This is a genomic window from Pseudomonas sp. URMO17WK12:I7 (genome assembly GCF_003269045.1).
In the GTDB taxonomy this organism is placed as follows: domain Bacteria; phylum Pseudomonadota; class Gammaproteobacteria; order Pseudomonadales; family Pseudomonadaceae; genus Aquipseudomonas; species Aquipseudomonas putida_J.
In genome coordinates, this window is record NZ_QLTL01000007.1 from 171,634 (window position 1) to 194,485 (window position 22,852).

Consider the following 22,852-nt stretch of genomic DNA (forward strand, 5'->3'; position numbering starts at 1 on the left):
GCCCCAAAATCTATACTGCTGTGAAGATCTTGGGGCCGCTTCGCAGCCCTTTCGCGACACAAGGCCGCTCCTGCACGGGGGGCCAGTCCCGCCTCTTAAAGAGGCGGTGCGATCAGAAGTCCTTGCACAGGCGCAAGGCGTCGTAGATCGCCGCATGCACGTTGCGCTGGGCCACGCAGTCGCCGATGCGGTAAAGCAGGTAGCCCTCGCCCGGCTGGCTGAGGATCGGCTGTGGCTTGATGGCGAACAGCGCCTCCACGTCGATCTGGCCCTTGTTGCGCGAACCTTCCTTCAGCGCGTAATACAGCTGCTCGTCCGGACGCACGCCGTTTTCCACCACCACCTGGTCGACCACGCGTTCTTCCTTGGCGCCGGTGTATTCGTTCTCCAGCACCGCGACCAGCTTGTCACCTTCGCGGTAGACCTTCTCCAGCATCATGTCGCCGGTCATGATCACTTCTTTCGGGTACATGCTGCGGTAGTAGGTCGGGAAGGTGGTACCGCCCATGGCCACGCCTGGCTTGATGTCGTCGGTGACGATCTCCACCTGGCTGCCCTTGTCGGCAATGAAGTCGGCAACCGACATGCCGGTGAATTCGCAGATGGTGTCGTACACCAGCACGTTCTTGCCCGGCGCAACCTTGCCGTCGAGCACGTCCCAGCTGCTGACCACCAGCCCTTCGGCGGCGCCCCAGTGCTCGTTCTGCTCCAGGAACGAATGCCCGCCCACGGCCAGCACGATCACATCGGGCCGCAGGTCCTGGATAGTGGCCACGTCCGCAGCGGTGCCCAGGCGCAGGTCCACCTTCAGGCGCGCCAGCTCCAGCTGGTACCAGCGGGTGATACCGGCAATCTGGTCACGCTGCGGGGCCTTGGCGGCGATGGTGATCTGCCCGCCGATCTGGTCTTTCTTCTCGAACAGGGTCACGTCGTGGCCGCGTTCGGCCGCCACGCGGGCCGCTTCCATGCCGGCAGGGCCGGCGCCCACCACCACCACCTTGCGCTTGACGCCGGTGGTCTTCTCGATGATGTGCGGCACGCCCATGTATTCACGGGAGGTTGCGGCGTTCTGGATGCACAGCACATCCAGGCCCTGGTACTGGCGGTCGATGCAGTAGTTGGCACCGACGCATTGCTTGATCTGGTCGATCTGGCCCATCTTGATCTTGGCGATCAGGTGCGGGTCGGCCATGTGTGCACGGGTCATGCCGACCATGTCGACGTAACCGCCTTCCAGAATACGCGTGGCCTGGTTCGGATCCTTGATGTTCTGCGCGTGCAGCACCGGGACCTTGACCACTTCCTTGATGCCGGCCGCCAGGTGCAGGAACGGCTCCGGCGGGTAGCTCATGTTGGGGATGACGTTGGCCAGGGTGTTGTGGGTGTCGCAGCCCGAACCGACCACACCGATGAAATCGAGCATGCCGGTGGCGTCGTAGTACGCCGCGATCTGCTTCATGTCCTCATGGCTGAGGCCATCGGGGTGGAACTCGTCACCGCAGATCCGCATGCCTACGCAGAAGTCGTCGCCAACTTCGGCACGCACGGCCTTGAGCACTTCCAGGCCGAACTTCATGCGGCCCTCGAACGTGCCGCCCCATTCGTCGGTACGCTTGTTGACCCGCGGGCTCCAGAACTGGTCGATCATGTGCTGGTGCACGGCCGACAGTTCCACGCCGTCCAGGCCGCCTTCTTTGGCCCGACGCGCCGCCTGCGCGTAGTTGCCGATCACGCGCCAGATCTCTTCCACCTCGATGGTCTTGCAGGTGGCGCGGTGCACCGGCTCACGGATGCCCGACGGCGACATCAGGGTCGGCCAGTTGAAGCCGTCCCAGCGCGAGCGACGGCCCATGTGGGTAATCTGGATCATGATCTTGGCGCCATGCTTGTGCATGGCGTCAGCGAGGTTCTGGAAGTGCGGGATGATGCGGTCGGTCGACAGGTTGACCGACGCCCACCACTCCTGCGGGCTGTCGATGGCGACGACAGAGGAGCCGCCGCAGATCGCCAGGCCGATGCCACCCTTGGCCTTCTCTTCGTAGTACTTCACGTAGCGGTCGGTAGTCATGCCGCCGTCAGTGGCGTAGACCTCGGCGTGCGCGGTGCTGAGCACGCGGTTGCGGATGGTCAGTTTGCCGATCTGGATCGGCTGGAACATTGCTTCGAATGCCATGACGCTATCTCCGGCTTACAACGGCTTTGTGACGAACAGGCCATCTTCGTGGCCCTCTTCCGACCCGCCATAGACCTGCTCGGCCACGGTGCGGATCTTGCTGCCGCGGGCAGCGAGAATCTGGTCCATGGCGCCGGCGAACCAGCCGGTGAACATGTAGTCGACCTTGCGCCCGCACTTGCCATAGACGTACACGAACGCGGAGTGCTTGAGCTTGACGCTGCAGGTGCCTTTATCCAGGTCGATGTCCTGGATCTCGAACAGGCCCCAGCCACGCTGGCTCAGGCGCTTCATGTAGTGCTCGAACACCGCCACGCCTTCCAGGCCATGGCATTCGGCTTCCTTCTCGCACCAGTGCCAGGCGGACTTGTAGCCGGCCTTGTAGAGGATCTCGGCATAGGCGTCGGCGCCCAGCACTTCCTCGATGCCGATGTGGTTGTTGACGAAGAAATGACGCGGTACATACAGCATCGGCAGGGCGTCGCTGGTCCAGACACCGGTCTCGCTGTCGACTTCGATTGGCAATTGCGGGGCGATCTTGGCCATGGAAACTCAACTCCATAAAAATTTTTATGTGGGTGCCCCGGCGTTGCTGGCAGGGGCTATCAGGCTTGGAGAGCGGCTTACTCGCCCCAGACGTCCTTGAGGACGTTGACCCAGTTCTCGCCCATGATCTTGCGTACCACGCGCTCGGAATGGCCGCGCTTGAGCAGGGTCTCGGTGAGGTTGGGGAATTCGCCGACCGTGCGAATGCCCAGCGGGTTGATGATCTTGCCGAAGTTGGTCAGGCGACGGGCGTAACCCTTGTCATGGGTCAGGTACTCGAAGAAGTCCTGGCCGTGGCCCTGGGTGAAGTCGGTACCGATACCGATGGCGTCTTCACCGACAATGTTCATGGTGTACTCGATGGCCTCGGCGTAGTCGTCGATGGTCGAGTCGATGCCCTTGGCCAGGAACGGCGCGAACATGGTCACGCCGACGAAGCCGCCGTGGTCGGCAATGAACTTCAGTTCTGCGTCCGACTTGTTGCGGGGGTGTTCCTTCAGGCCCGAAGGCAGGCAGTGGGAGTAGCAGACCGGCTTCTTGGATTCGAGGATGACTTCCTCGGACGTCTTGGAGCCGACGTGGGACAGGTCGCACATGATGCCGACGCGGTTCATCTCGGCGACGATCTCGCGGCCGAAGCCCGACAGGCCGCCGTCACGCTCGTAGCACCCGGTGCCGACCAGATTCTGGGTGTTGTAGCACATCTGCACGATGCCCACCCCCAGCTGCTTGAACACATCGACGTAGGCGATCTGGTCTTCGAACGCATGGGCGTTCTGGAAGCCGAAGAGGATGCCGGTCTTGCCCAGTTCCTTGGCCTTGCGGATGTCGGCGGTGGTACGTACCGGCATCACCAGGTCGCTGTTGTCGCGGATGAGCTTCTGGCTGGCAGCGATATTGTCGACGGTCGCCTTGAAGCCTTCCCAGACCGACACCGTGCAGTTGGCCGCAGTCAGCCCGCCTTTGCGCATGTCCTCGAACAGCTCGCGGTTCCATTTGGCAATGATCAGGCCGTCGATGACGATGCTGTCGGCGTGAAGTTCGGCTGGGCTCATCAGGCTGTCCCCTTTTGTTGATTTGGGCCGCGCCGAATCTTCTGCCGGCGCTTTGGGGCCAGCATATGCCTGTGCCCTGCGGCGCCCCGATGCAAAAACGACAGGGGGTTTGCCGAAAGCGTCAATGCGCGACATCACGCCGTCTGGCATGGGCTCTGGCGATGAGAGACAGTCTCGATAACGACATTTGTCGCCATTTCATGAACATTTCGTCAGGGAGCTATCGTCTTCTCTGCGGCTGAGCGAGAATCCAGCCGATTCGTCAGCCTTGTTGAGGAGAAAACGGATGAGATCAATGGCATGGCTGGTACTGCTGGCTGTGGTGTCGGGCGCACAGGCCGGCGAGGAAGAAAGCACCCCGTGCGACAACGTCGAGAGCGACCAGCAGACTTTCGCTTGCGCGGCGTTCAACAAACAGACCGCCGAGCGCGAATTGAAGTCGGCGTATGACGACCTGATCCAGCGTATTCGCGACCAGTATGCCGATGAAGGCGACAAGGCCAGTGCTTTGGCAGGGCGCATGGACGCCGCTGAAAAACTGTGGACACAGTTACGAGATGCCGATTGCAAGGTCGAGACCTATGCCGAGAAACCCGGCAGCAAGGCGTTCCAGGCAGCCTGGGATACCTGCGTGGCGCAGCGCAGCGATGACCGCTCGGAGTACCTGCAGTCGATTGGCCAGCAATAGAAGCTTCGGCTGAACGGGAAAAGCTTTCAGCTTATCTGTCTTGGCGATCCGAACCACAGTGCATCCCGAGCGCCTCACCCGAGGCGCCGGACTGTACTGAACAGGAATCCAAGATATGACCTCCAACATCAGCAAAACCGACATGGACAGCGCCATCGCTGCCCTGAAGAAGGAAGGCGAAGAACGCGCCGTCATGGTCGCCAACACCGTCTGCATCTTTGCCCCGGATGTACCTGCCAGCGTTGCCGAAGACGTACTGGATGGCATGCGCCTGATGAACCTGTCGGCAAACAAAAAGTTCGACAAGGAAACCCAACAGCGTGAGTGGTACAACTTCTACAACGACGGCCTGGGCAAGTTCGGCTGGACACTGACCGGTGCCGCCCATGTCGAAGAAGCCCTCGACAAGGACACCCACACGCTGGCCACCTTGGTGCCTGAAATCGTCACCGTGCAGATCGGCAGCACCCATCGACTGAGCCGTTGTGTCAAGCGCTCTTTCGAGGTGATCGTGAAAACGCCAAAGGCGCAGCAACTGCTCGAAGAGAGCAGCCTGAGTGTTTCAGGAAAATCCAGCACCATTCAGATTTCGGCCTGCGAGATGTCCCCGCAAGGGCTGCCGATCATGCACATGACCAGCGTTCAGCTCAGTTATGACAAGGCTGAAAAAGCTGCTGGCTCTGCCGGTCGGCTCATCGACAAGTCGAACACCCGTGTCTACCGGGCATCCCAGCAAGGCTCGTTCAGCGTTCGCCACTTCAACGCTATGCGCGAAGCCGTGAGGCAGAAGCTGGCCAGCCAGGCGCTCGACATCCTGGCACTGGACATCTGACTTGAACCTGGCGTCGCCTTGGCGGTGCCAGGTTTCCCTTCCGTCATTTGCAGCGAGGGCCAGCAACATGCCTCAAAAACCGGCCGCGCAACCCTACGATGACCTTCATGCCTGCCTGCGACTGGCACAGCTGGAGGCCAACCAGGCTCATGATCGCCAGCAAGACGGCCAGCGCTGGTTCAGCCGTTTTCTGCGGGGCCTGGAAGACAGCGGTGTCGAACTGATCGAACGTACGACGAAGAACATCAGCTTCGTCCCCACCGATGCCGTGTTTCAAGATGTCTTCACCGGCTGGATTCCCGCCCCCCAGAGGCGCAACCTCAAGTTCGAACGGGTTGCCAGCGACATACGCCATGGTTTGAAGCAGCCAGACCTCGCCCTGCTGCGCAGCACCTCGGCCAGCTCGCACATGCACATCGAATTTGGCCTGGATGACGGTGCCAGCCAGCTGGCAATCGTTTTTCACCTATGCTGTTCGACCGACCCCGACTCACCTCGGACGCGCCTGATCCTGCATCTGGACCACCTGGGCGCGAAACTCGACGCCCAGGCCTTCGAGGCGCGGCGGATACAAGTTGAAAACCGCCTACAAGCGCTATCCAACCTCGATCAGCTCTGATCCGACAATTGTGGCTTGAGCGCCTGACGCTCTTCACGTGGGCAGCGACCAAAGCGTCGCTTGTAACGGCGGGTGAAGTACGAAGGCAGCTCGAAACCACACGCCACGCTGACCTGCGTAATGCTCATCTGCGTCTGGCACAGCAGCTGACGTGCCTTGTCCAGACGCAAGCTGAGATAAAAGCCACTCGGCGTGTCATTCAGGTACAAGCGAAACAGGCGCTCCAGTTGTCGCCGGGTGATCATGGCTCGCGCGGCCAGATCCAATGTACTCAGCGGTGGCTCGGTATGCTTTTCCATATCGCCGATCACCTGCACCAGTTTGCGGTTGCTGATGCCATAGCGCGAGGCAATCTGCATCCGCTGGTGATCCTGCCGTGGCCGGATGCGGCCGAGCACGAACTGCTCCGACACCTGCACCGCCAATTCACTGCCATGGGATTGCGCAATCAGGTCGAGCATCAGGTCGATCGAGGCGGTACCGCCGGCACACGTGATACGCCGCCGGTCGATTTCGAACAGTTCCTGGGTCGCCTGCAGGCTCGGGTAGTTTTCCTTGAACGCCTCCAACGCTTCCCAGTGCAGGGTAGCGCGATGGCCATCGAGCAGGCCGGCCTCGGCCAATACCACCGCGCCGGTATCGATGCCGCCGAGGATCACCCGTTCATGGTCCAGGCAGCGCAGCGTTTGCTGCAGTGCCGGCCCATAGCACGCCAACGGATCGAACCCCGCCACGATCAGCAGAATGCCACACGGCTCGGCCGCCCCCAGCGCTGCGTCGGCGTTCACTGACATGCCATTGCTGGCCTGCACAGCACCACCGTCCAGGCTCAGCACCTGCCAGCGATACGAAGGGCCATTGAAACGGTTAGCCACGCGAAGCGGCTCGAGGGCACTGATGAACCCCATCGCCGAAAAACCCGGCAACAGCAGGAAATGAATGATGTGCGGCATTGCGTGCTCCCCGGCAAAGGTGGTCGCCTCCGTGCAATTGTTGGTCGCCAGGGTGCGATTTTCCACCCTGGCAGCAGCGTAGCGTGTTCACACGGCCCAAAGAGGCCAAAACCTATAAAAAATGCCCTGCCGATGGAGAGCCACCATGCACAGCTTGATCCGCCGCAGTCTGTTGTCGCTTGCCCTGAGCAGCATCGTTGCAACCCCGCTTTTTGCCGCCGAGCCCGCGGCCTGCAAGAACGTACGCCTGGGCGTGGTCAACTGGACCGACGTCATCGCCACCAGTGCCATGGCCCAGGTGCTGCTCGACGGCCTGGGTTACCAGACCAAGCAGACCAGCGCCTCGCAGCAGATCATCTTCGCCGGCATCCGCGACAAGCGCCTGGACATGTTCCTGGGTTACTGGAACCCGATCATGACCCAGACCATCACCCCGTTCATCGACGCCAACCAGGTCAAGGTCCTCGAAAAACCCAGCCTGGAAGACGCCCGCGCCACCCTCGCCGTGCCGAAGTACCTGTATGACAAGGGCCTGAAAACCTTCGCCGACATCCACAAGTTCGAGAAAGAACTGGGCGGCAAGATTTATGGCATCGAGCCGGGCTCCGGTGCCAACACCCAGATCAAGGCAATGATCACCAAGAACCAGTTCGACCTCGGCAAGTTCCAGCTCGTCGAGTCCAGCGAAGCCGGCATGCTCGCCGCCGTCGACCGCGCCGTACGGCGCAAGGAAGCGGTGGTGTTCTTCGGCTGGGCGCCGCACCCGATGAACGTGAACATCGATATGGCCTACCTGGGTGACAGCCAGGACGCCTTGGGCCCGGATGAAGGCCGCGCCACGGTATGGACGGTAACCGCCCCGGACTATGCCGAACGCTGCCCCAACGCCCACCGCCTGCTGGCCAACCTGAACTTCAGTGCCGAGGACGAGAGCCGCATGATGCAGCCGCTGCTCGACCACAAGGACGCGCTGGAATCGGCCCGCCAGTGGCTCAAGGACCACCCCGCGGACAAGGCCCGCTGGCTTGAGGGTGTGACCACCTTTGACGGCAAGCCCGCCGCCGACAACCTCAAGCTCACCGCCAACTGACCCGGCCTCTTCGCGGGTAAACCCGCTCCCACAGGTACAGCGCATGTCAGGGCCATAACGGTCCCCTGTGGGCGCGGGTTTACCCGCGAAAAGGCCAGAACCGACATACAAGGAACCGCCATGAACCACGACGTCATCATCACCTGCGCCCTCACCGGCGCCGGCGACACGGTCGCCAAGAGCCACCTGGTCCCGGTCACCCCGAAACAGATCGCCGAATCCGCCATGGAAGCCGCCAAGGCCGGCGCCACCGTGGTCCACTGCCACGTCCGCGACCCGCAAACCGGCCGCTTCAGCCGCGACGTGAACCTTTACCGTGAGGTCATGGAGCGTATCCGCGAAGCCGACGTGGACATCATCGTCAACCTCACCGCCGGCATGGGTGGCGACCTGGAAATCGGCCCTGGCGAATCGCCGATGGAATTCGGCCCCGGCACCGACCTGATCGGCCCGCTGGAGCGCCTGGCCCATGTCGAAGCCCTGCTGCCAGAGATCTGCACCCTGGACTGCGGCACCCTCAACTTCGGTGACGGCAACGCCATCTATGTTTCCACCCCCGCACAACTGCGTGCCGGCGCCAAGCGCATCACCGAGCTGGGCGTTAAGGCCGAGCTGGAAATCTTCGACACCGGCCACCTGTGGTTCGCCAAGCAGATGATGAAGGAAGGCCTGCTCGAAGACCCGCTGTTCCAGCTTTGCCTGGGCATCCCATGGGGCGCGCCAGCTGACACCACCACCATGAAGGCCATGGTCGACAACCTGCCGGCCAACGTCACCTGGGCCGGCTTCGGCATCGGCCGCATGCAGATGCCGATGGCAGCACAGGCGGTGCTGCTCGGCGGCAACGTGCGGGTCGGCCTGGAAGACAACCTGTACCTGGACCGTGGCGTGCTGGCCAGCAACGGCCAGTTGGTTGAACGCGCAGCCGAGATCATCACCCGCATGGGTGGCCGTGTACTCAGCCCGGCAGAAGGCCGGGAAAAGATGAACCTCAAGCGCCGCTGATCCCTTCAACGGTCGCACGTGCGCCATCAATCCTGTGGGAGCGGGCTTGCCCGCGAAGCAGGCAGCGCGGTGGATGGCACCGGCTGCCCCGGTGTTCGCGGGCAAGCCCGCTCCCACAAGATTGGCGTCAACCCAACTGTCACTGTTTGCCCTGAGGATTCGCCATGCCTTTCATCACCGAAATCAAGACCTTCGCCGCCCTGGGTAGCGGCGTAATCGGCAGCGGCTGGGTCGCCCGTGCCCTGGCCCACGGCCTGGACGTGGTCGCCTGGGACCCAGCGCCGGGCGCCGAACAGGCCCTGCGCAAGCGCATCGCCAACGCCTGGCCGGCACTGGAGAAACAAGGCCTGGCTCCAGGAGCGTCACAGGACCGGCTGAAATTCGTTGCCACCATCGAGGAATGCGTGCGCGACGCCGACTTCATCCAGGAAAGCGCACCAGAGCGTCTGGACCTCAAGCTTGATCTGCACGCGAAAATCAGCGCTGCAGCCAAGCCCGAGGCCATCATCGGTTCCAGCACTTCAGGCCTGCTGCCAAGCGAGTTCTACGAGTCAGCTACCCACCCCGAACGCTGCGTGGTCGGCCACCCGTTCAACCCGGTGTACCTGCTGCCGCTGGTCGAGATCGTCGGCGGCAACCGTACCGCGCCTGAAGCCATCGAGGCGGCAAAGACCCTCTACACAGCGCTTGGCATGCGCCCGCTGCACGTGCGCAAGGAAGTCCCAGGTTTCATCGCCGACCGCCTGCTCGAAGCCCTGTGGCGCGAAGCACTGCACCTGGTCAACGACGGCGTGGCGACAACCGGCGAGATCGACGATGCCATCCGTTTTGGCGCCGGGTTGCGCTGGTCATTCATGGGCACCTTCCTCACCTACACCTTGGCGGGTGGCGATGCTGGCATGCGCCACTTCATGTCGCAGTTCGGCCCGGCCCTGAAACTGCCCTGGACCTACCTGCCGGCACCAGAGCTGACCGACAAGCTGATCGACGATGTGGTGGACGGCACCTCGGAGCAACTCGGCGAACGTAGCATCGCCGCGCTGGAGCGCTATCGTGATGACACCCTGCTGGCGGTGCTGGAAGCCGTGAAAACCAGCAAGGCCAACCACGGCATGGCTTTCGGCGACTGAGGAGCCCACGATGCCCGCACTGATCACCTACCGCACCCCAGTCCAGGAGGACTGGGTCGACTACAACGGGCACCTGCGCGATGCCTTCTATCTGCTGATCTTCAGCTATGCCACCGATGCGCTGATGGAGCGCATCGGCCTGGATGCCGACAGCCGGGGGCAGAGCGGCAACTCGCTGTTCACCCTGGAGGCGCACATCAACTACCTGCACGAGGTGAAGCTGGGCACCGAGGTGTGGGTGCAGACGCAGATCATCGGCTTCGACCGCAAGCGTCTGCACGTCTATCACAGCCTGCACCGGGCCGGGTTCGACGAGGTGCTGGCCGCCAGTGAGCAGATGCTGTTGCATGTGGACTTGGCAGGGCCAAAGTCGGCGCCGTTCTCAGAGCGAAGCGTGGCTTTGCTGCAAAGCCTGGAAGATAGCCAGCGCGACCTGCCGGCTGCGCAGTTCATCGGCCGCGTCCTGCAACTACCTGGCTGATCGGGCAAAAAAATAACCCCGGAAAGCCGTGAGCATCCGGGGCCAAGAGCGAGCAACATCCACTGTGCATGAACGAGGGTGACCAAACCCTCTATTGCGGTAGATGGCTTGAGTGTGCGCACTTCCTGCCAGGTCGATTTAGCCGGGAACGACCTGTTCTTAGCCAAAGCAGCCATGCCGCCATTCTGTTGTTGCGGGCATGTCGCCGTCGTCACAGAATCGGTCGTAAATCACAGCAGCACTCTCTTAGCGATAAAAGGGACAACAGCCATGATGCATGCGGATTTGATAGACCAGGACGACCTGGCAGGCCACCTGCGCGCGCGCGGGTTCGACATTCCCGCCGGGGCCAGCGCCGAGCAGGCTTGCGAAGCGGTGATACGCGGGCTGACCGAGCCCAATGCACGGGCCCTGAAGGGGATGGTGGAGCAGATGTATACCGGGAGCGCGACGATCCTGCCAGCGGTGCGCCAGGCCATCGACAAGCAGCTGCTGCCGGCGTTGGCACAGTTCAATAAACGCGCCTGATCGATCTTTCCTGTACTGGCCTCTTCGCGGCTAAAGCCGCTCCTACAGGTATCGCACCGCTTGTGAATCCGGTGCAGTACCTGTAGGAGCGGCTTTAGCCGCGATGCAGGCGGCGCAGTATCAAAGCCTTACGCTGGCAAAAGTCGACTCGTTGCGCGCCTGGCTCAGGGCTGCCATCGGCCCGCTGTGCGGCGACAGGGTCATGGCTTGTGGAATCGGCATCATCGCCACCTGCTGCGCCGTGTTGGAACCCACACGCTCGTCACGCGGTGGAATGCCGAAGTACTCGCGGTAGCACTTGGAGAAGTGCGGCGTGGACACGAAGCCACACACCGAGGCCACTTCGATGATCGACATCGGCGTCTGCTTCAGCAGCTGCCGCGCGCGGATCAGGCGCAGCTTGAGGTAATAGCGCGACGGCGAGCAATGCAGGTACTTCTGGAACAGCCGCTCGAGCTGGCGGCGCGACACCGACACATACACTGCCAGTTCGTCGAGGTCGATCGGCTCTTCGAGGTTGGCCTCCATCAGCGCAACGATCTCCTGGAGCTTCGGCTGGTTGGTGCCGAGCATGTGCTTGAGCGGCACGCGCTGGTGGTCCTGTTCGTTGCGGATGCGCTCGTAGACGAACATCTCGGAGATCGCCGCCGACAGCTCGCGGCCGTGGTCGCGGCTGATCAGGTGCAGCATCATGTCCAGCGGCGCGGTGCCCCCGGAGCTGGTGAAGCGGTTGCGGTCGAGGGTGAACAGGCGGGTACTCATGTTCACCCGCGGGAAGGCCTCCTGCATCGCTGCCAGGCATTCCCAGTGCACGCTGCAGTCGAAGCCGTCGAGCAGGCCGGCACAGGCCAGCGCCCAGCTGCCGGTACACACCGCACCAAGGCGGCGAGACTGGCGGGCCTGGGCCTGCAGCCAGGTAACGTGCTCCCGGGTAACAGTGCGCTGGATGCCAACGCCACCGCAGACGATCACGGTGTCGATCAGCGGCGCACTGTGCATTGCGGCATCGGGGGTGATCTGCAGGCCGTCGCTGGCCCACACCTGGCCGCCATCGACGGTCAGCGTATGCCAGCGGTACAGCTCGCGGCCGGACAGCTGGTTGGCCATGCGCAGCGGCTCGACCGCCGATGCCAGGGAAATCAGGGTGAAATTGTCCAGTAGGAGAAAACCGATGGACTGGGGGGCTGTGCGGTTCTGGGTTGGGTTCCCGGAGGTGTACGACGTCATCGCGATTTCTCCTCACACAAATGCAGGGTGTGCCTCAGGCGGGCACTGATTTTCTTGTTATGACCCCCCGGTCAGTTCCAAAGGGGTAGGTTGCCAATCACAACGCAAACGCCGTGCCGGAAATTGAACGACCATTCTAAAACTCCTGAAAACGACGCCTTTGCTGGGCAATTCAGGGGCTTGCGACGGGCTTGCCAGTCGTCGCAAAGCGGCGAGCTAGCGCCTCTGGTGTAACCATTGAGCACTTTGGTGACACGCGCAGTGTAGGTTTCCCAGAAACGACACTCTTGAGTGTCACCGACAATGCCCATGCTGATCGCGACACCCGACGATCGGTATGCGTCGATTGCACCATAAAAAGGCATTGGTGATGGTGCCGCACCTGCATCAACCTCAAGGGCCCCTTCGCGGGTAAACCCGCTCCCACAGGTACGGCACCGTCTGTGGGAGCGGGTTTACCCGCGAAGGGGTCCTTGAGGTTGAATCAAGCAATCAGCATTCGATGGCGCTGACCGCCAGGCCACCGCGTGAGGTCTCTTTATATTTGTCGTGCATGTCGGCCCCGGTATCGCGCATGGTGCGGATCACCTGGTCGAGGGAAATGAAGTGCTCGCCATCGCCACGCAGTGACATCTGCACGGCATTGATCGCCTTCACCGCAGCAATCGCGTTGCGCTCGATGCAGGGCACCTGCACCAGGCCACCGACTGGGTCGCAGGTCAGCCCGAGGTTGTGTTCCAAAGCGATTTCGGCGGCGTTCTCCACCTGCGCCGGCGTCGCGCCAAGCACTTCGGCAAGGCCCGCAGCGGCCATGGCGCAGGCCGAACCGACCTCACCCTGGCAGCCGACTTCGGCACCGGAAATCGACGCGTTCTTCTTGCACAGGATGCCCACCGCGGCGGCGGCGAGGAAGTAGTCGACCACGCTGGAGTCGTTCACGGCATCGCTGAAACGCATGTAGTAATGCAACACCGCCGGGATGATGCCGGCCGCGCCGTTAGTGGGCGCGGTAACCATGCGCCCGCCGGCGGCGTTCTCTTCGTTGACCGCCAGGGCGAACAGGTTGACCCACTCCATGGCACTCATGGTCGAGCCGATCACGTTGGGCTTGCCGATTTCCTGCAAGCTACGGTGCAGCTTGGCGGCGCGGCGACGCACGTTCAGCCCGCCGGGCAGCGTGCCTTCGTATTTGAGGCCGTTGTTGACGCATTCCTGCATGGCATCCCAGAGCTTGTGCAGGCCGGCGCGGATCTCTTCTTCGCTGCGCCAGACCTTCTCGTTGGCCATCATCAATTGCGACACGCTGAGGTCGTTTTGCTTGCACAGGCGCAGCAACTCGGCGGCGCTGTTGAAATCGTACGGCAACACCGTCTGGTCGGCGTCCAGCACGCCGCTGGCGGCCTGTGCGGCGTCGACCACAAAGCCGCCACCCACCGAGTAGTAGGTATCGCGGTGCAGCTCGCCCTGGGCGCCTTCGGCGATCAGGGTCATGGCATTGGGGTGGTACGGCAGGTTCTCGTCCAGCAGCAGCATGTCGCGGGCCCAGATGAACTCGATGGGCAGGCGATTATCCAGCTTGAGGGTGTTGGTTTCGCGCAGGTCGGCGATCCGCGGAACGATCTGGGTCGGGTCGATGGCGTCCGGCCATTCGCCCATCAGGCCCATGATGGTGGCGTTGTCGGTGCCGTGGCCGATGCCGGTGGCCGACAGCGAGCCATACAGCCGCACTTCGATCCTTTGCACCTGGTCCAGCTCGCCGCGCTCACGCAGGCCCTGGACGAACAGCGCGCCAGCACGCATGGGGCCGACGGTGTGGGAGCTGGAGGGCCCGACACCGATCTTGAACAGGTCGAACACGCTAATGGCCATTGTCGCTTCACCTCTTGCTGGGCTTGTCTCTGCGCGCCATGCGCAGGGCGGGGCAACTGCTAGGCTGAAGCTGCGAGCCGCCACGAATGCACGCATCATCGGGCTTTTGCCTACCCCCTCGCCGTCTGCAACCGACGTACTTTTGTCCAGCAGCGCCGCAGCCTTTTCGGCCACCTGCGCGCCGCTTTCGAGCGGCCTGGTGACGCAAAAATACGGCTACAGGGGTGGAAAAACGCATAAGCGACATCGCCCGTACTGGATGCGACCCGTTCCGTACTGGTTACGACCCCACCAGTAGGCGATTGCCCGGCGCTGGAGGATTATCGAAAGCGACTCGTAAAGCACGGCCACGCATCCTGCCCTCTGCAGGCCTGGTCGACCGGACCCTGAGAAAGCCCGGCGACCCAAGCGAACCCGAAGACAAAATCACAGGAGTCCATCCATGAAAGGTTCACCCTCGCTGTTGCTGGTCGCGATGCTGTCAGCACCGGTCCTGGCCCAGGCCGCCGAACCCGAGCAGTGCCAGACGGTACGCTTCTCCGATGTCGGCTGGACCGACATCACCGTCACCACGGCGACCACCAGCGTTGTGCTCGAAGCACTGGGTTACAAGACCCACACCACCATGATCTCGGTACCGGTGACCTACAAGTCGCTGGCCACCGGCAAGGACCTGGACGTGTTTCTCGGCAACTGGATGCCGACCATGGAGAACGACATCAAGCAGTACCGCGACGCCGGCACTGTGGACACCGTGCGCGCCAACCTGGAGAACGCCAAGTACACCTTGGCCGTCCCCCAGTCGCTGTATGACAAGGGGCTGAAGGATTTCAGCGACATTCCCAAGTTCAAGAAGGAACTGGACGGCAAGATCTACGGCATCGAGCCCGGCAACGATGGCAACCGCACCATCCAGAGCATGATCGACAAGAACGCCTTCGGCCTGAAGGACGCCGGTTTCAAGATCGTGCAATCGAGCGAGGCCGGCATGCTGTCGCAGGTCGACCGCGCGCAGAAGCGTGGCGAAGCGGTGGTGTTCCTGGGCTGGGAACCGCACCCGATGAACACCCGCTTCAAGATGCAGTACCTGACCGGCGGGGACGAGTACTTCGGCCCCGATTTCGGCAAGGCCACCGTGCTGACCAACACTCGCAAGGACTATGTGCAGGAATGCAGCAACGTCGGCCAGCTCCTGAAAAACCTGTCGTTCGAGCTCAAGGATGAAAGCACCATGATGGGCTATGTCCTGGACGACAAGATGAAGCCTGAGGCGGCCGCCAAGAAGTGGCTCAAGGACAACCCCGGCAAGCTGGATACCTGGCTGGCGGGCGTCACCACCGTGGATGGCAAACCCGGCCTTGAGGCAGCCAAGGCCAAGCTCGCTCCATAACGCAATACGTCGTAGCGCTACCTCGGGGCGGGACCGTGCCCGCCCCGGACTGATTTCAATCTTTGCAGGTGGAAGCTCGCTATCATGCTTATCGATCAGAAAATACCCCTGGGCCAGTACATCGCGTCGTTCGTCGAATGGCTGACCCAGAATGGCGCGAATTACTTCGACGCCATTGCCCGAGGCCTGGAGTTCATGATCCATGGCGTCACCAGTACCCTGACCTTCTTCAACCCGTTCGTGCTCATCGCCCTGTTTGCCGCCCTGGCGCACCTCATCCAGCGCAAGTGGGCGCTGACCGCATTCGTCGCCCTCTCCTTCCTGCTGATCCTCAACCTGGGGTACTGGCAGGAAACCATGGAGACCCTGGCCCAGGTGACTTTCGCCACCGTGGTCTGCGTAGCCATCGGCGTGCCGCTTGGCATCGTCGCCGCGCACAAGCCGATGTTCTATACCGCCATGCGCCCGGTACTCGACCTGATGCAGACGGTGCCCACCTTCGTCTACCTGATCCCTACCCTGACCCTGTTCGGCCTGGGCGTGGTGCCAGGGCTGATCTCGACGGTGGTGTTCGCCATCGCCGCACCTATCCGCCTCACTTACCTGGGCATCTGCGACGTGCCGCAGGAGCTGATGGACGCCGGCAAGGCCTTTGGCTGCTCGCGCCGCCAGCTGCTCACCCGTATCGAACTGCCGCATGCGATGCCGAGCATCGCCGCCGGCGTCACCCAGTGCATCATGCTGTCACTGTCGATGGTGGTGATTGCCGCCCTGGTGGGCGCTGATGGCCTGGGCAAACCTGTGGTCAACGCACTGAACACCGCCGATATCTCCCTGGGCTTCGAAGCGGGCCTGGCGATCGTGCTGCTGGCGATCATGCTCGACCGTATCTGCAAGCAACCGGAACTGCCGGTAAGGGGTGAGGCATGAGCATCATTCGATTCGAAGACGTCGACGTCATTTTCTCCAACAAGCCGCGTGAAGCACTGGCGCTGCTGGACAAGGGCCAGACCCGCGAGCAGATCCTCAAGCAGACCGGCCTGGTGGTCGGTGTGGAAAAGGCCAACCTGGATATCAACAAAGGCGAGATCTGCGTATTGATGGGCCTGTCCGGCTCGGGCAAGTCGAGCCTGCTGCGCTGCATCAACGGCCTCAACACCGTGAGCCGCGGCAAGCTGTTCGTCGAGCATGAAGGCAAGCACATCGATATCGCCCATTGCACCCCGGCAGAGCTGAAGATGATGCGTACCAAGCGCATCGCCATGGTCTTCCAGAAGTTCGCCCTGATGCCCTGGCTGACCGTGCGCGAAAACATCAGCTTCGGCCTTGAAATGCAGGGCCGCCCGGAAAAGGAACGGCGCAAGCTGGTCGACGAGAAGCTCGAACTGGTCGGCCTGACCCAATGGCGCAACAAGAAGCCGGACGAACTCTCTGGCGGCATGCAACAGCGCGTGGGCCTGGCCCGGGCGCTGGCGATGGATGCCGACATCCTGCTGATGGACGAACCGTTCTCGGCGCTCGACCCACTGATCCGCCAGGGCTTGCAAGACGAGTTGCTGGGCCTGCAGGCCAAGCTGAGCAAGACCATCGTGTTCGTCAGCCACGACCTCGACGAGGCGCTGAAGCTGGGCAGCCGCATCGCCATCATGAAAGACGGGCGGATCATCCAGTACAGCAAGCCAGAAGAGATCGTGCTGAACCCGGCAGACGAGTATGTGCGTACCTTCGTCGCCCACACCAACCCATTGAATGTGCTGTGCGGTCGCAGCCTGATGCGCAGCCTGGACAACTGCAAGCGGGTCAACGGCTCGGTGTGCCTGGACCCGGGTGGCGATTCCTGGCTGGACCTGGGTGAAGGGAATTCGATCAAGCGTGCACGCCAGGGGCAGAACGGGCTGGACATGCAAAACTGGGCGCCGGGGCAGGCCGTGGAAGGGCTGGGCCGCAAGCCGACGTTGGTGCATGCCGACATTGGCATGCGTGAGGCGCTGCAGATTCGTTACCAGACGGGCAACAAGCTGGTGCTGCAGGAGAATGACAAGGTGGTGGGGATACTTGGGGATACCGAGCTCTATCACGCCTTGCTCGGCAAGAATCACGGGTGATGCAATTGGGGCCGCCTTGCGGCCCATTGCGGCTGAAGCCGCTCCTACAAGGGAACGCGTATCCCTGTAGGAGCGGCTTCAGCCGCGATGGGCTGCAAAGCAGCCCCAATCAATATTTCAGCGAACGACAATCCCGCGCGAAGCCATATAAGCCTTGGCCTCAGGCACGGTGTACTCACCAAAGTGGAAGATACTGGCCGCCAGCACCGCGCTGGCATGCCCTTCCAGAATCCCGTCAGCCAGGTGCTGCAGGTTACCCACACCCCCCGAAGCAATCACCGGAATCCCCAGCGCGTCGCTGATGGCACGGGTTACGCCCAGGTCGAAGCCGTTCTTCATGCCGTCCTGGTCCATGCTGGTCAGCAGGATCTCGCCTGCCCCCAGGCCTTCCATCTTCTTCGCCCATTCAACGGCATCCAGCCCGGTCGGCTTGCGCCCACCGTGGGTGAAGATCTCCCAGCGTGGTGCTTCACCAGGCCCGGACACCTTCTTGGCGTCGATCGCAACGACGATGCACTGCGAACCAAAACGGTCCGCTGCCTCGCCAACGAATTCCGGGTTGAACACCGCGGCGGTGTTGATCGAAACCTTGTCGGCACCGGCGTTGAGCAGGTTGCGGATGTCCTGCACGGTGCGCACGCCACCGCCCACGGTCAGCGGGATGAACACCTGGCTGGCCATGCGCTCGACCGTATGCAGGGTGGTGTCGCGGCCGTCGACGCTGGCAGTGATGTCGAGGAACGTGATTTCGTCGGCACCCTGCTCATTGTAGCGACGGGCGATTTCTACCGGGTCACCGGCATCACGGATGTTCTCGAACTTGACGCCCTTGACCACCCGGCCGTTGTCCACGTCCAGGCAAGGGATGATGCGCTTGGCCAGTGCCATGGTTCAGTCCTCAGCCTTGGTAGTTGTCGCAGAAGGCCTGGGCCTCGGCGACATCGAGGGTGCCTTCGTAGATGGCACGGCCGGTGATGGCACCGATGATGCCCGGGGCCTTGGCGTCCAGCAGGGCCTTGATGTCGCCCAGGTTGTGGATACCGCCCGAGGCGATCACCGGGATCGACGTGGCTTCGGCCAGCGCCTTGGTGAACGGCACGTTGCAGCCCTGCATCATGCCGTCCTTGGCGATGTCGGTGTAGACGATCGCCGAGACGCCATCGGCCTCGAAACGCTTGGCCAGTTCGATGACCTGCACCGAGCTGACTTCGGCCCAACCGTCGGTGGCGACGAAGCCGTCTTTCGCGTCCAGGCCGACGATGACCTTGCCCGGGAAGGCCTTGCACGCTTCGGCGACAAACTCAGGCTGCTTGACCGCCTTGGTGCCGATGATCACGTAGCTGACGCCGGCCTTGACGTAGTGCTCGATGGTTTCCAGCGAGCGGATGCCGCCGCCGATCTGGATCGGCAGGTTCGGGTAGCGCTTGGCGATGGCGGTAACCACTTCACCGTTGACCGGCTGGCCTTCGAAGGCGCCGTTGAGGTCGACCAGGTGCAGGCGGCGGCAGCCACCTTCGACCCACTTGGCGGCCATGCTCACCGGGTCGTCGGAAAATACCGTGGAGTCTTCCATGCGGCCCTGGCGCAGGCGCACGCAGGCACCGTCCTTCAGATCGATAGCGGGGATAATCAGCATCTTGGGAACCTGTCTGTTCTTGGGGTTTCAGGGCTTCTCGAGCGCCCAGAGATCGCTTTCGATGCTCTCGAACCGCTCCTTGAGGTGCAGCTGAACATCGGCAATCGCCCTGTTGTAGTAATGGGGTGCAATTTCTTTGCTGAACAGCTCGAGGACCTCGGCCACTTCGAACGACCCCAGCTGCAGCTCGAAGCGGTCTTCCAGAAAGCGCTTGAGCGTGTCGAGCGCCTCGCGTTCCTCTTCGGGAGCCAGGGTGATGATTGGGGCCTTGGTCTTCGAGCGGCTCATTTACCAGCGCCCGTCCCAGGCGACGAAGTTCTGCAGCAGCTGCAGGCCATGGGTGTGGCTCTTCTCCGGGTGGAACTGCACGGCAAAGCGCGAGCCATCGGCCAGCGCGGCGGCAAAGTCGACGCCATAGTGGCCACGGCCGACTACCTGGCCCGGCTTGCCGGCATTGATGTAGTAGCTGTGCACGAAATAGAAGCGCGCGCGGTCGGAAATGTCGTGCCACAGCGGGTGGTCGATGGTCTGGCTGACTTCGTTCCAGCCCATGTGCGGCACCTTCAGGTGCTCGCCGTCTTCTTTCAGGTCTTTGCCGAAGAAGCGCACCTGGCCAGGGAACAGGCCGATGCAGTCGACGCCTTCGTTCTCTTCGCTATGGTCGAGCAGCGCCTGCATGCCGACGCAGATGCCGAGGAACGGGCGGTCCTGGCTCACTTCACGCACCAGGCTGTCGAAGCCCAGGCGGCGGATTTCGGCCATGCAGTCACGAATCGCACCCACGCCTGGGAACACCACACGGTCAGCCTCGCGGATCACCGCAGCGTCGCTGGTGACCAGCACCTTGCCGGCGCCGACGTGCTCGAGCGCCTTGGCCACCGAGTGCAGGTTGCCCATGCCATAGTCGATTACGGCTACCGTCTGCATTTACAGGCACCCTTTGGTCGACGGCATCTGCCCGGCCATGCGCTCGTCGAGGGTCACAGCCATGCGCAGGGCGCGGCCGAAAGCCTTGAACACGGTTTCGATCTGGTGGTGGGTGTTGTGGCCACGCAGGTTGTCGATGTGCAGGGTCACCAGGGCGTGGTTGACGAAGCCCTGGAAGAACTCCTGGAACAGGTCGACATCGAAGCCGCCAACCGTGGCGCGGGTGTACGGCACATGCATCTGCAGGCCCGGGCGGCCGGAGAAGTCGATGACCACGCGCGACAGCGCTTCGTCCAGCGGCACGTAGGCGTGGCCGTAGCGGAAGATGCCTTTCTTGTCGCCGATGGCCTGGGCGAATGCCATGCCCAGGGTGATACCGACGTCTTCGACGGTATGGTGATCGTCGATATGCAGGTCACCCTTGCACTCGATATCCAGATCGATCAGCCCATGACGGGCGATCTGGTCCAGCATGTGTTCAAGGAAAGGCACACCGATATCGAATCGGGCCTTGCCACTGCCATCGAGGTTGATCGAGCACTTGACCTGGGTTTCCAGGGTATTGCGCTCGACGGAAGCCTTACGTTCGACCATCACCAGCTCCGCAAAATCATTGGGCGAAAAGGGCTCCATTATAGGCCCAGAACGCGCCAGCTTGAAACGCGGATGACATATGGCATGGCAAGGAATTACGGGGCCGGAGAGGCCTACAGGTCTATACAACCAGGGAAGGGGGGGCTGCTTTGCAGCCCATCGCGACACCAGGCCGCTCCTACAGGGACCGCGCGATCTCGAGGTCCACGCGGCCCCTGTAGGAGCGGCCTTGTGTCGCGAAAGGGGCGCGCAGCGCCCCCAGTGCAGCTACATCAATGGAACAGCACAGCAGTCTTCTGCAGGGTAACCCACACGCCCCACGCCAGCGGAATCACCACCACAGCCCAGGCCAGCAGCACCAGCGGCAGGCTACCCGGCGCAGCATGCCACTCCAGCGAACGGGCACCGTCAGCGCCTTTGTCGTGGCTCAACGCACGTTCGGCAGCCAGTTCGGCATCGGTCATGAAGTACTTGTCGGCCACCGGGCGGATCAGCATGTTGCAGATGAAGCCCAGCACCAGCAGGCCGGCGAGGATGTACAGGGTCATGTCGTAGGCCGCTGCACGTTCCACACCCGCCGCCAGCTGGTACTCGCGCAGGTAGGTGATCAGCACCGGGCCCAGCACGCCGGCAGCAGCCCAGGCGGTCAGCAGGCGACCGTGGATGGCGCCGACCATCTGCGTGCCGAACAGGTCGGCCAGGTACGCCGGTACGGTGGAGAAGCCACCGCCGTACATCGACAGGATGATGCAGAACGCCGCCACGAACAGCGCCACGTTGCCCAGGTGACCCATGTTCGGCACCAGGCTGTAGAGGCCAACGCCCAGGGCGAAGAAGGCGAAGTAGGTATTCTTGCGGCCAATGTAGTCGGAGAACGATGCCCAGAAGAAGCGGCCACCGATGTTGAACAGGCTCAACAGGCCGGTGAAACCGGCGGCGATGGCGGCGATCTGCGCCAGCTGCGCGGCGTTCAGCTCGCTGAAGCTCAGCGCGTTGCCCAGCAATTTGCCGGCGAACACCTCCTGCAGCAGCGGCGACGCCATGCCGAGGATGCCGATGCCGGCCGAGACGTTCAGGCACAGCACCAGCCAGACCAAGGCGAACTGCGGGGTTTTCCAGGCGACGCTGACGTGCACGTGGCGGTCGGTGACCATGCCATTACCGGCTTTTTTCGCCGGGGCAGTCCAGCCTTCAGGCTTCCAGCCGGTCGGCGGCACGCGGTAAGCCAGGGCACCGGCGGTCATGAACACGAAGTAGATCGCGGCCATGGCGACGAAGCTCTGCCACACACCCACTTCATGCTCGTTGCCGAAGTGGCCCATCAGCGCGGTGGCCAAGGGTGCGCCAACCATGGCGCCACCACCGAAGCCCATGATCGCCATGCCGGTGGCCATGCCTCGCTTGTCCGGGAACCACTTGATCAGGGTCGAGACCGGCGAAATGTATCCCAGGCCCAGGCCGATACCACCGATAACGCCGGAGCCCAGCCACATCAGCCACAGCTGGTGGGTCTTCACGCCGATCGCCGAGATCAGCATGCCGCCGCACCAGCACAGCGCCGACACCAGGCCAGCCTTGCGGGGGCCTGCGTGCTCCAGCCAGCCGCCCAGCACCGCCGCCGAGCAACCAAGGAAGACGAAGAACAGGGTGTAGATCCAGCTCAGCATCGAGATCGGCCAATCGCACTCGGCGCTGAACAGGCGGGCGATGAAGCCCATGTCCGCCGAACAGGCGACTGGCGCGGTGATGCCGATGGCTTGCGACAGTGGCAGCCAGAACACCGAGAAGCCATAGGCCATGCCGATGCACAGATGGATGGCCAAGGCGGCTGGCGGGACCAGCCAACGGTTGAAGCCCGGGCGGGCGATGATGCGCTCCTTCGACAGGAAGCTCGGCGCGCTGGCCAGCCCCCCTGCCGCGATTGTACTGCTCATGGATTCGATCCTTTTGTAGGTAGACAGTGCTGGCGGATGGCGTCCCGGGCTCTTTGTTCTCGCACGCAGG

The 22,852-nt window shown here is 62.6% G+C and carries 23 protein-coding genes; 11 read left to right on the forward strand and 12 right to left on the reverse strand.

Annotated features, from left to right (window positions below; all coding sequences use genetic code 11):
- Positions 1–112: 112 nt before the first annotated feature.
- From dgcA to H040_RS11690, 3 genes are all read right to left on the reverse strand, one after another.
- A complete protein-coding gene (gene dgcA, locus H040_RS11680; RefSeq protein WP_019096852.1) occupies positions 113–2,173 on the reverse strand; it encodes a dimethylglycine demethylation protein DgcA in 2,061 nt (686 codons plus the stop codon).
- 15 nt (positions 2,174–2,188) lie between these two features.
- The gene (locus H040_RS11685; protein ID WP_008091518.1) at positions 2,189–2,719 is read right to left on the reverse strand and encodes a DUF5943 domain-containing protein; all 531 of its coding nucleotides are present in this window, start codon (positions 2,717–2,719) and stop codon (positions 2,189–2,191) included.
- Positions 2,720–2,796: 77 nt separating this feature from the next.
- Complete coding sequence (locus H040_RS11690; protein WP_016392223.1) at positions 2,797–3,774, reverse strand: dipeptidase; 978 nt, start codon at positions 3,772–3,774, stop codon at positions 2,797–2,799.
- A 286-nt stretch (positions 3,775–4,060) separates the two neighbouring features.
- Here H040_RS11690 and H040_RS11695 point away from each other — a divergent pair, with 286 nt between their 5' ends.
- The 3 genes from H040_RS11695 to H040_RS11705 all read left to right on the forward strand — a co-directional run bounded on the left by H040_RS11695 (position 4,061) and on the right by H040_RS11705 (position 5,913).
- Positions 4,061–4,462, forward strand: coding sequence for a lysozyme inhibitor LprI family protein (locus H040_RS11695; RefSeq protein ID WP_027917553.1), 402 nt, complete (start codon positions 4,061–4,063; stop codon positions 4,460–4,462).
- 115 nt (positions 4,463–4,577) lie between these two features.
- Positions 4,578–5,294, forward strand: coding sequence for a hypothetical protein (locus H040_RS11700; RefSeq protein WP_081784249.1), 717 nt, complete (start codon positions 4,578–4,580; stop codon positions 5,292–5,294).
- 67 nt (positions 5,295–5,361) lie between these two features.
- The gene (locus tag H040_RS11705; protein ID WP_027917555.1) at positions 5,362–5,913 is read left to right on the forward strand and encodes a hypothetical protein; all 552 of its coding nucleotides are present in this window, start codon (positions 5,362–5,364) and stop codon (positions 5,911–5,913) included.
- Here H040_RS11705 and H040_RS11710 read toward each other — a convergent pair.
- Positions 5,904–6,866, reverse strand: coding sequence for a GlxA family transcriptional regulator (locus H040_RS11710; protein ID WP_027917556.1), 963 nt, complete (start codon positions 6,864–6,866; stop codon positions 5,904–5,906). The genes H040_RS11705 and H040_RS11710 overlap by 10 nt on opposite strands.
- A 145-nt stretch (positions 6,867–7,011) precedes the next feature.
- Between H040_RS11710 and choX the strand changes: the two genes are divergently transcribed.
- From choX to H040_RS11735, 5 genes are all read left to right on the forward strand, one after another.
- Positions 7,012–7,956, forward strand: coding sequence for a choline ABC transporter substrate-binding protein (gene choX, locus H040_RS11715; protein WP_027917557.1), 945 nt, complete (start codon positions 7,012–7,014; stop codon positions 7,954–7,956).
- 120 nt (positions 7,957–8,076) lie between these two features.
- On the forward strand, positions 8,077–8,961 hold the full coding sequence (locus tag H040_RS11720) for a 3-keto-5-aminohexanoate cleavage protein (RefSeq protein WP_027917558.1): 885 nt from the start codon (positions 8,077–8,079) through the stop codon (positions 8,959–8,961).
- A gap of 164 nt (positions 8,962–9,125) precedes the next feature.
- Positions 9,126–10,091, forward strand: coding sequence for an L-carnitine dehydrogenase (locus H040_RS11725; protein WP_027917559.1), 966 nt, complete (start codon positions 9,126–9,128; stop codon positions 10,089–10,091).
- Positions 10,092–10,101: 10 nt separating this feature from the next.
- Positions 10,102–10,572 (forward strand): thioesterase family protein, encoded by a 471-nt coding sequence (locus H040_RS11730; protein WP_027917560.1) that lies wholly within the window; start codon positions 10,102–10,104, stop codon positions 10,570–10,572.
- 270 nt (positions 10,573–10,842) lie between these two features.
- Positions 10,843–11,100 carry a hypothetical protein gene (locus H040_RS11735; protein ID WP_027917561.1) on the forward strand — a complete coding sequence of 86 codons (258 nt, stop codon included), beginning with the start codon at positions 10,843–10,845 and terminating at the stop codon, positions 11,098–11,100.
- A gap of 120 nt (positions 11,101–11,220) precedes the next feature.
- Here the strand turns inward: H040_RS11735 and H040_RS11740 are convergent, their stop codons facing one another.
- On the reverse strand, positions 11,221–12,327 hold the full coding sequence (locus H040_RS11740; RefSeq protein ID WP_027917562.1) for a GlxA family transcriptional regulator: 1,107 nt from the start codon (positions 12,325–12,327) through the stop codon (positions 11,221–11,223).
- Positions 12,328–12,819: 492 nt separating this feature from the next.
- Positions 12,820–14,196 (reverse strand): L-serine ammonia-lyase, encoded by a 1,377-nt coding sequence (locus H040_RS11750; protein ID WP_027917563.1) that lies wholly within the window; start codon positions 14,194–14,196, stop codon positions 12,820–12,822.
- Between the two features lie 442 nt (positions 14,197–14,638).
- Between H040_RS11750 and H040_RS11755 the strand changes: the two genes are divergently transcribed.
- From H040_RS11755 to choV, 3 genes are all read left to right on the forward strand, one after another.
- Positions 14,639–15,586 carry a choline ABC transporter substrate-binding protein gene (locus H040_RS11755; RefSeq protein ID WP_027917564.1) on the forward strand — a complete coding sequence of 316 codons (948 nt, stop codon included), beginning with the start codon at positions 14,639–14,641 and terminating at the stop codon, positions 15,584–15,586.
- Positions 15,587–15,667: 81 nt separating this feature from the next.
- A complete protein-coding gene (gene choW / locus H040_RS11760; protein WP_177326675.1) occupies positions 15,668–16,516 on the forward strand; it encodes a choline ABC transporter permease subunit in 849 nt (282 codons plus the stop codon).
- Positions 16,513–17,691 carry a choline ABC transporter ATP-binding protein gene (gene choV, locus H040_RS11765; protein WP_027917566.1) on the forward strand — a complete coding sequence of 393 codons (1,179 nt, stop codon included), beginning with the start codon at positions 16,513–16,515 and terminating at the stop codon, positions 17,689–17,691. Before choW ends, choV begins: the two co-directional genes overlap by 4 nt.
- A gap of 117 nt (positions 17,692–17,808) precedes the next feature.
- Here the strand turns inward: choV and hisF are convergent, their stop codons facing one another.
- The 6 genes from hisF to H040_RS11795 form a co-directional block, all read right to left on the reverse strand.
- The gene (gene hisF, locus H040_RS11770) at positions 17,809–18,579 is read right to left on the reverse strand and encodes an imidazole glycerol phosphate synthase subunit HisF (RefSeq protein WP_011536177.1); all 771 of its coding nucleotides are present in this window, start codon (positions 18,577–18,579) and stop codon (positions 17,809–17,811) included.
- A 10-nt stretch (positions 18,580–18,589) separates the two neighbouring features.
- Positions 18,590–19,327 (reverse strand): 1-(5-phosphoribosyl)-5-[(5-phosphoribosylamino)methylideneamino]imidazole-4-carboxamide isomerase, encoded by a 738-nt coding sequence (gene hisA / locus H040_RS11775; protein WP_027917567.1) that lies wholly within the window; start codon positions 19,325–19,327, stop codon positions 18,590–18,592.
- Positions 19,328–19,354: 27 nt separating this feature from the next.
- Positions 19,355–19,615 (reverse strand): DUF2164 domain-containing protein, encoded by a 261-nt coding sequence (locus H040_RS11780; protein ID WP_027917568.1) that lies wholly within the window; start codon positions 19,613–19,615, stop codon positions 19,355–19,357.
- Entirely contained in the window at positions 19,616–20,254 is a 639-nt protein-coding gene (gene hisH / locus H040_RS11785; protein ID WP_027917569.1) for an imidazole glycerol phosphate synthase subunit HisH, read from the reverse strand.
- Positions 20,255–20,848, reverse strand: a complete 594-nt coding sequence (hisB, locus tag H040_RS11790; RefSeq protein WP_027917570.1) for an imidazoleglycerol-phosphate dehydratase HisB — start codon at positions 20,846–20,848, stop codon at positions 20,255–20,257.
- 272 nt (positions 20,849–21,120) lie between these two features.
- Positions 21,121–22,782 carry an OFA family MFS transporter gene (locus H040_RS11795; RefSeq protein ID WP_027917571.1) on the reverse strand — a complete coding sequence of 554 codons (1,662 nt, stop codon included), beginning with the start codon at positions 22,780–22,782 and terminating at the stop codon, positions 21,121–21,123.
- Between the last annotated feature and the right edge of the window lie 70 nt (positions 22,783–22,852).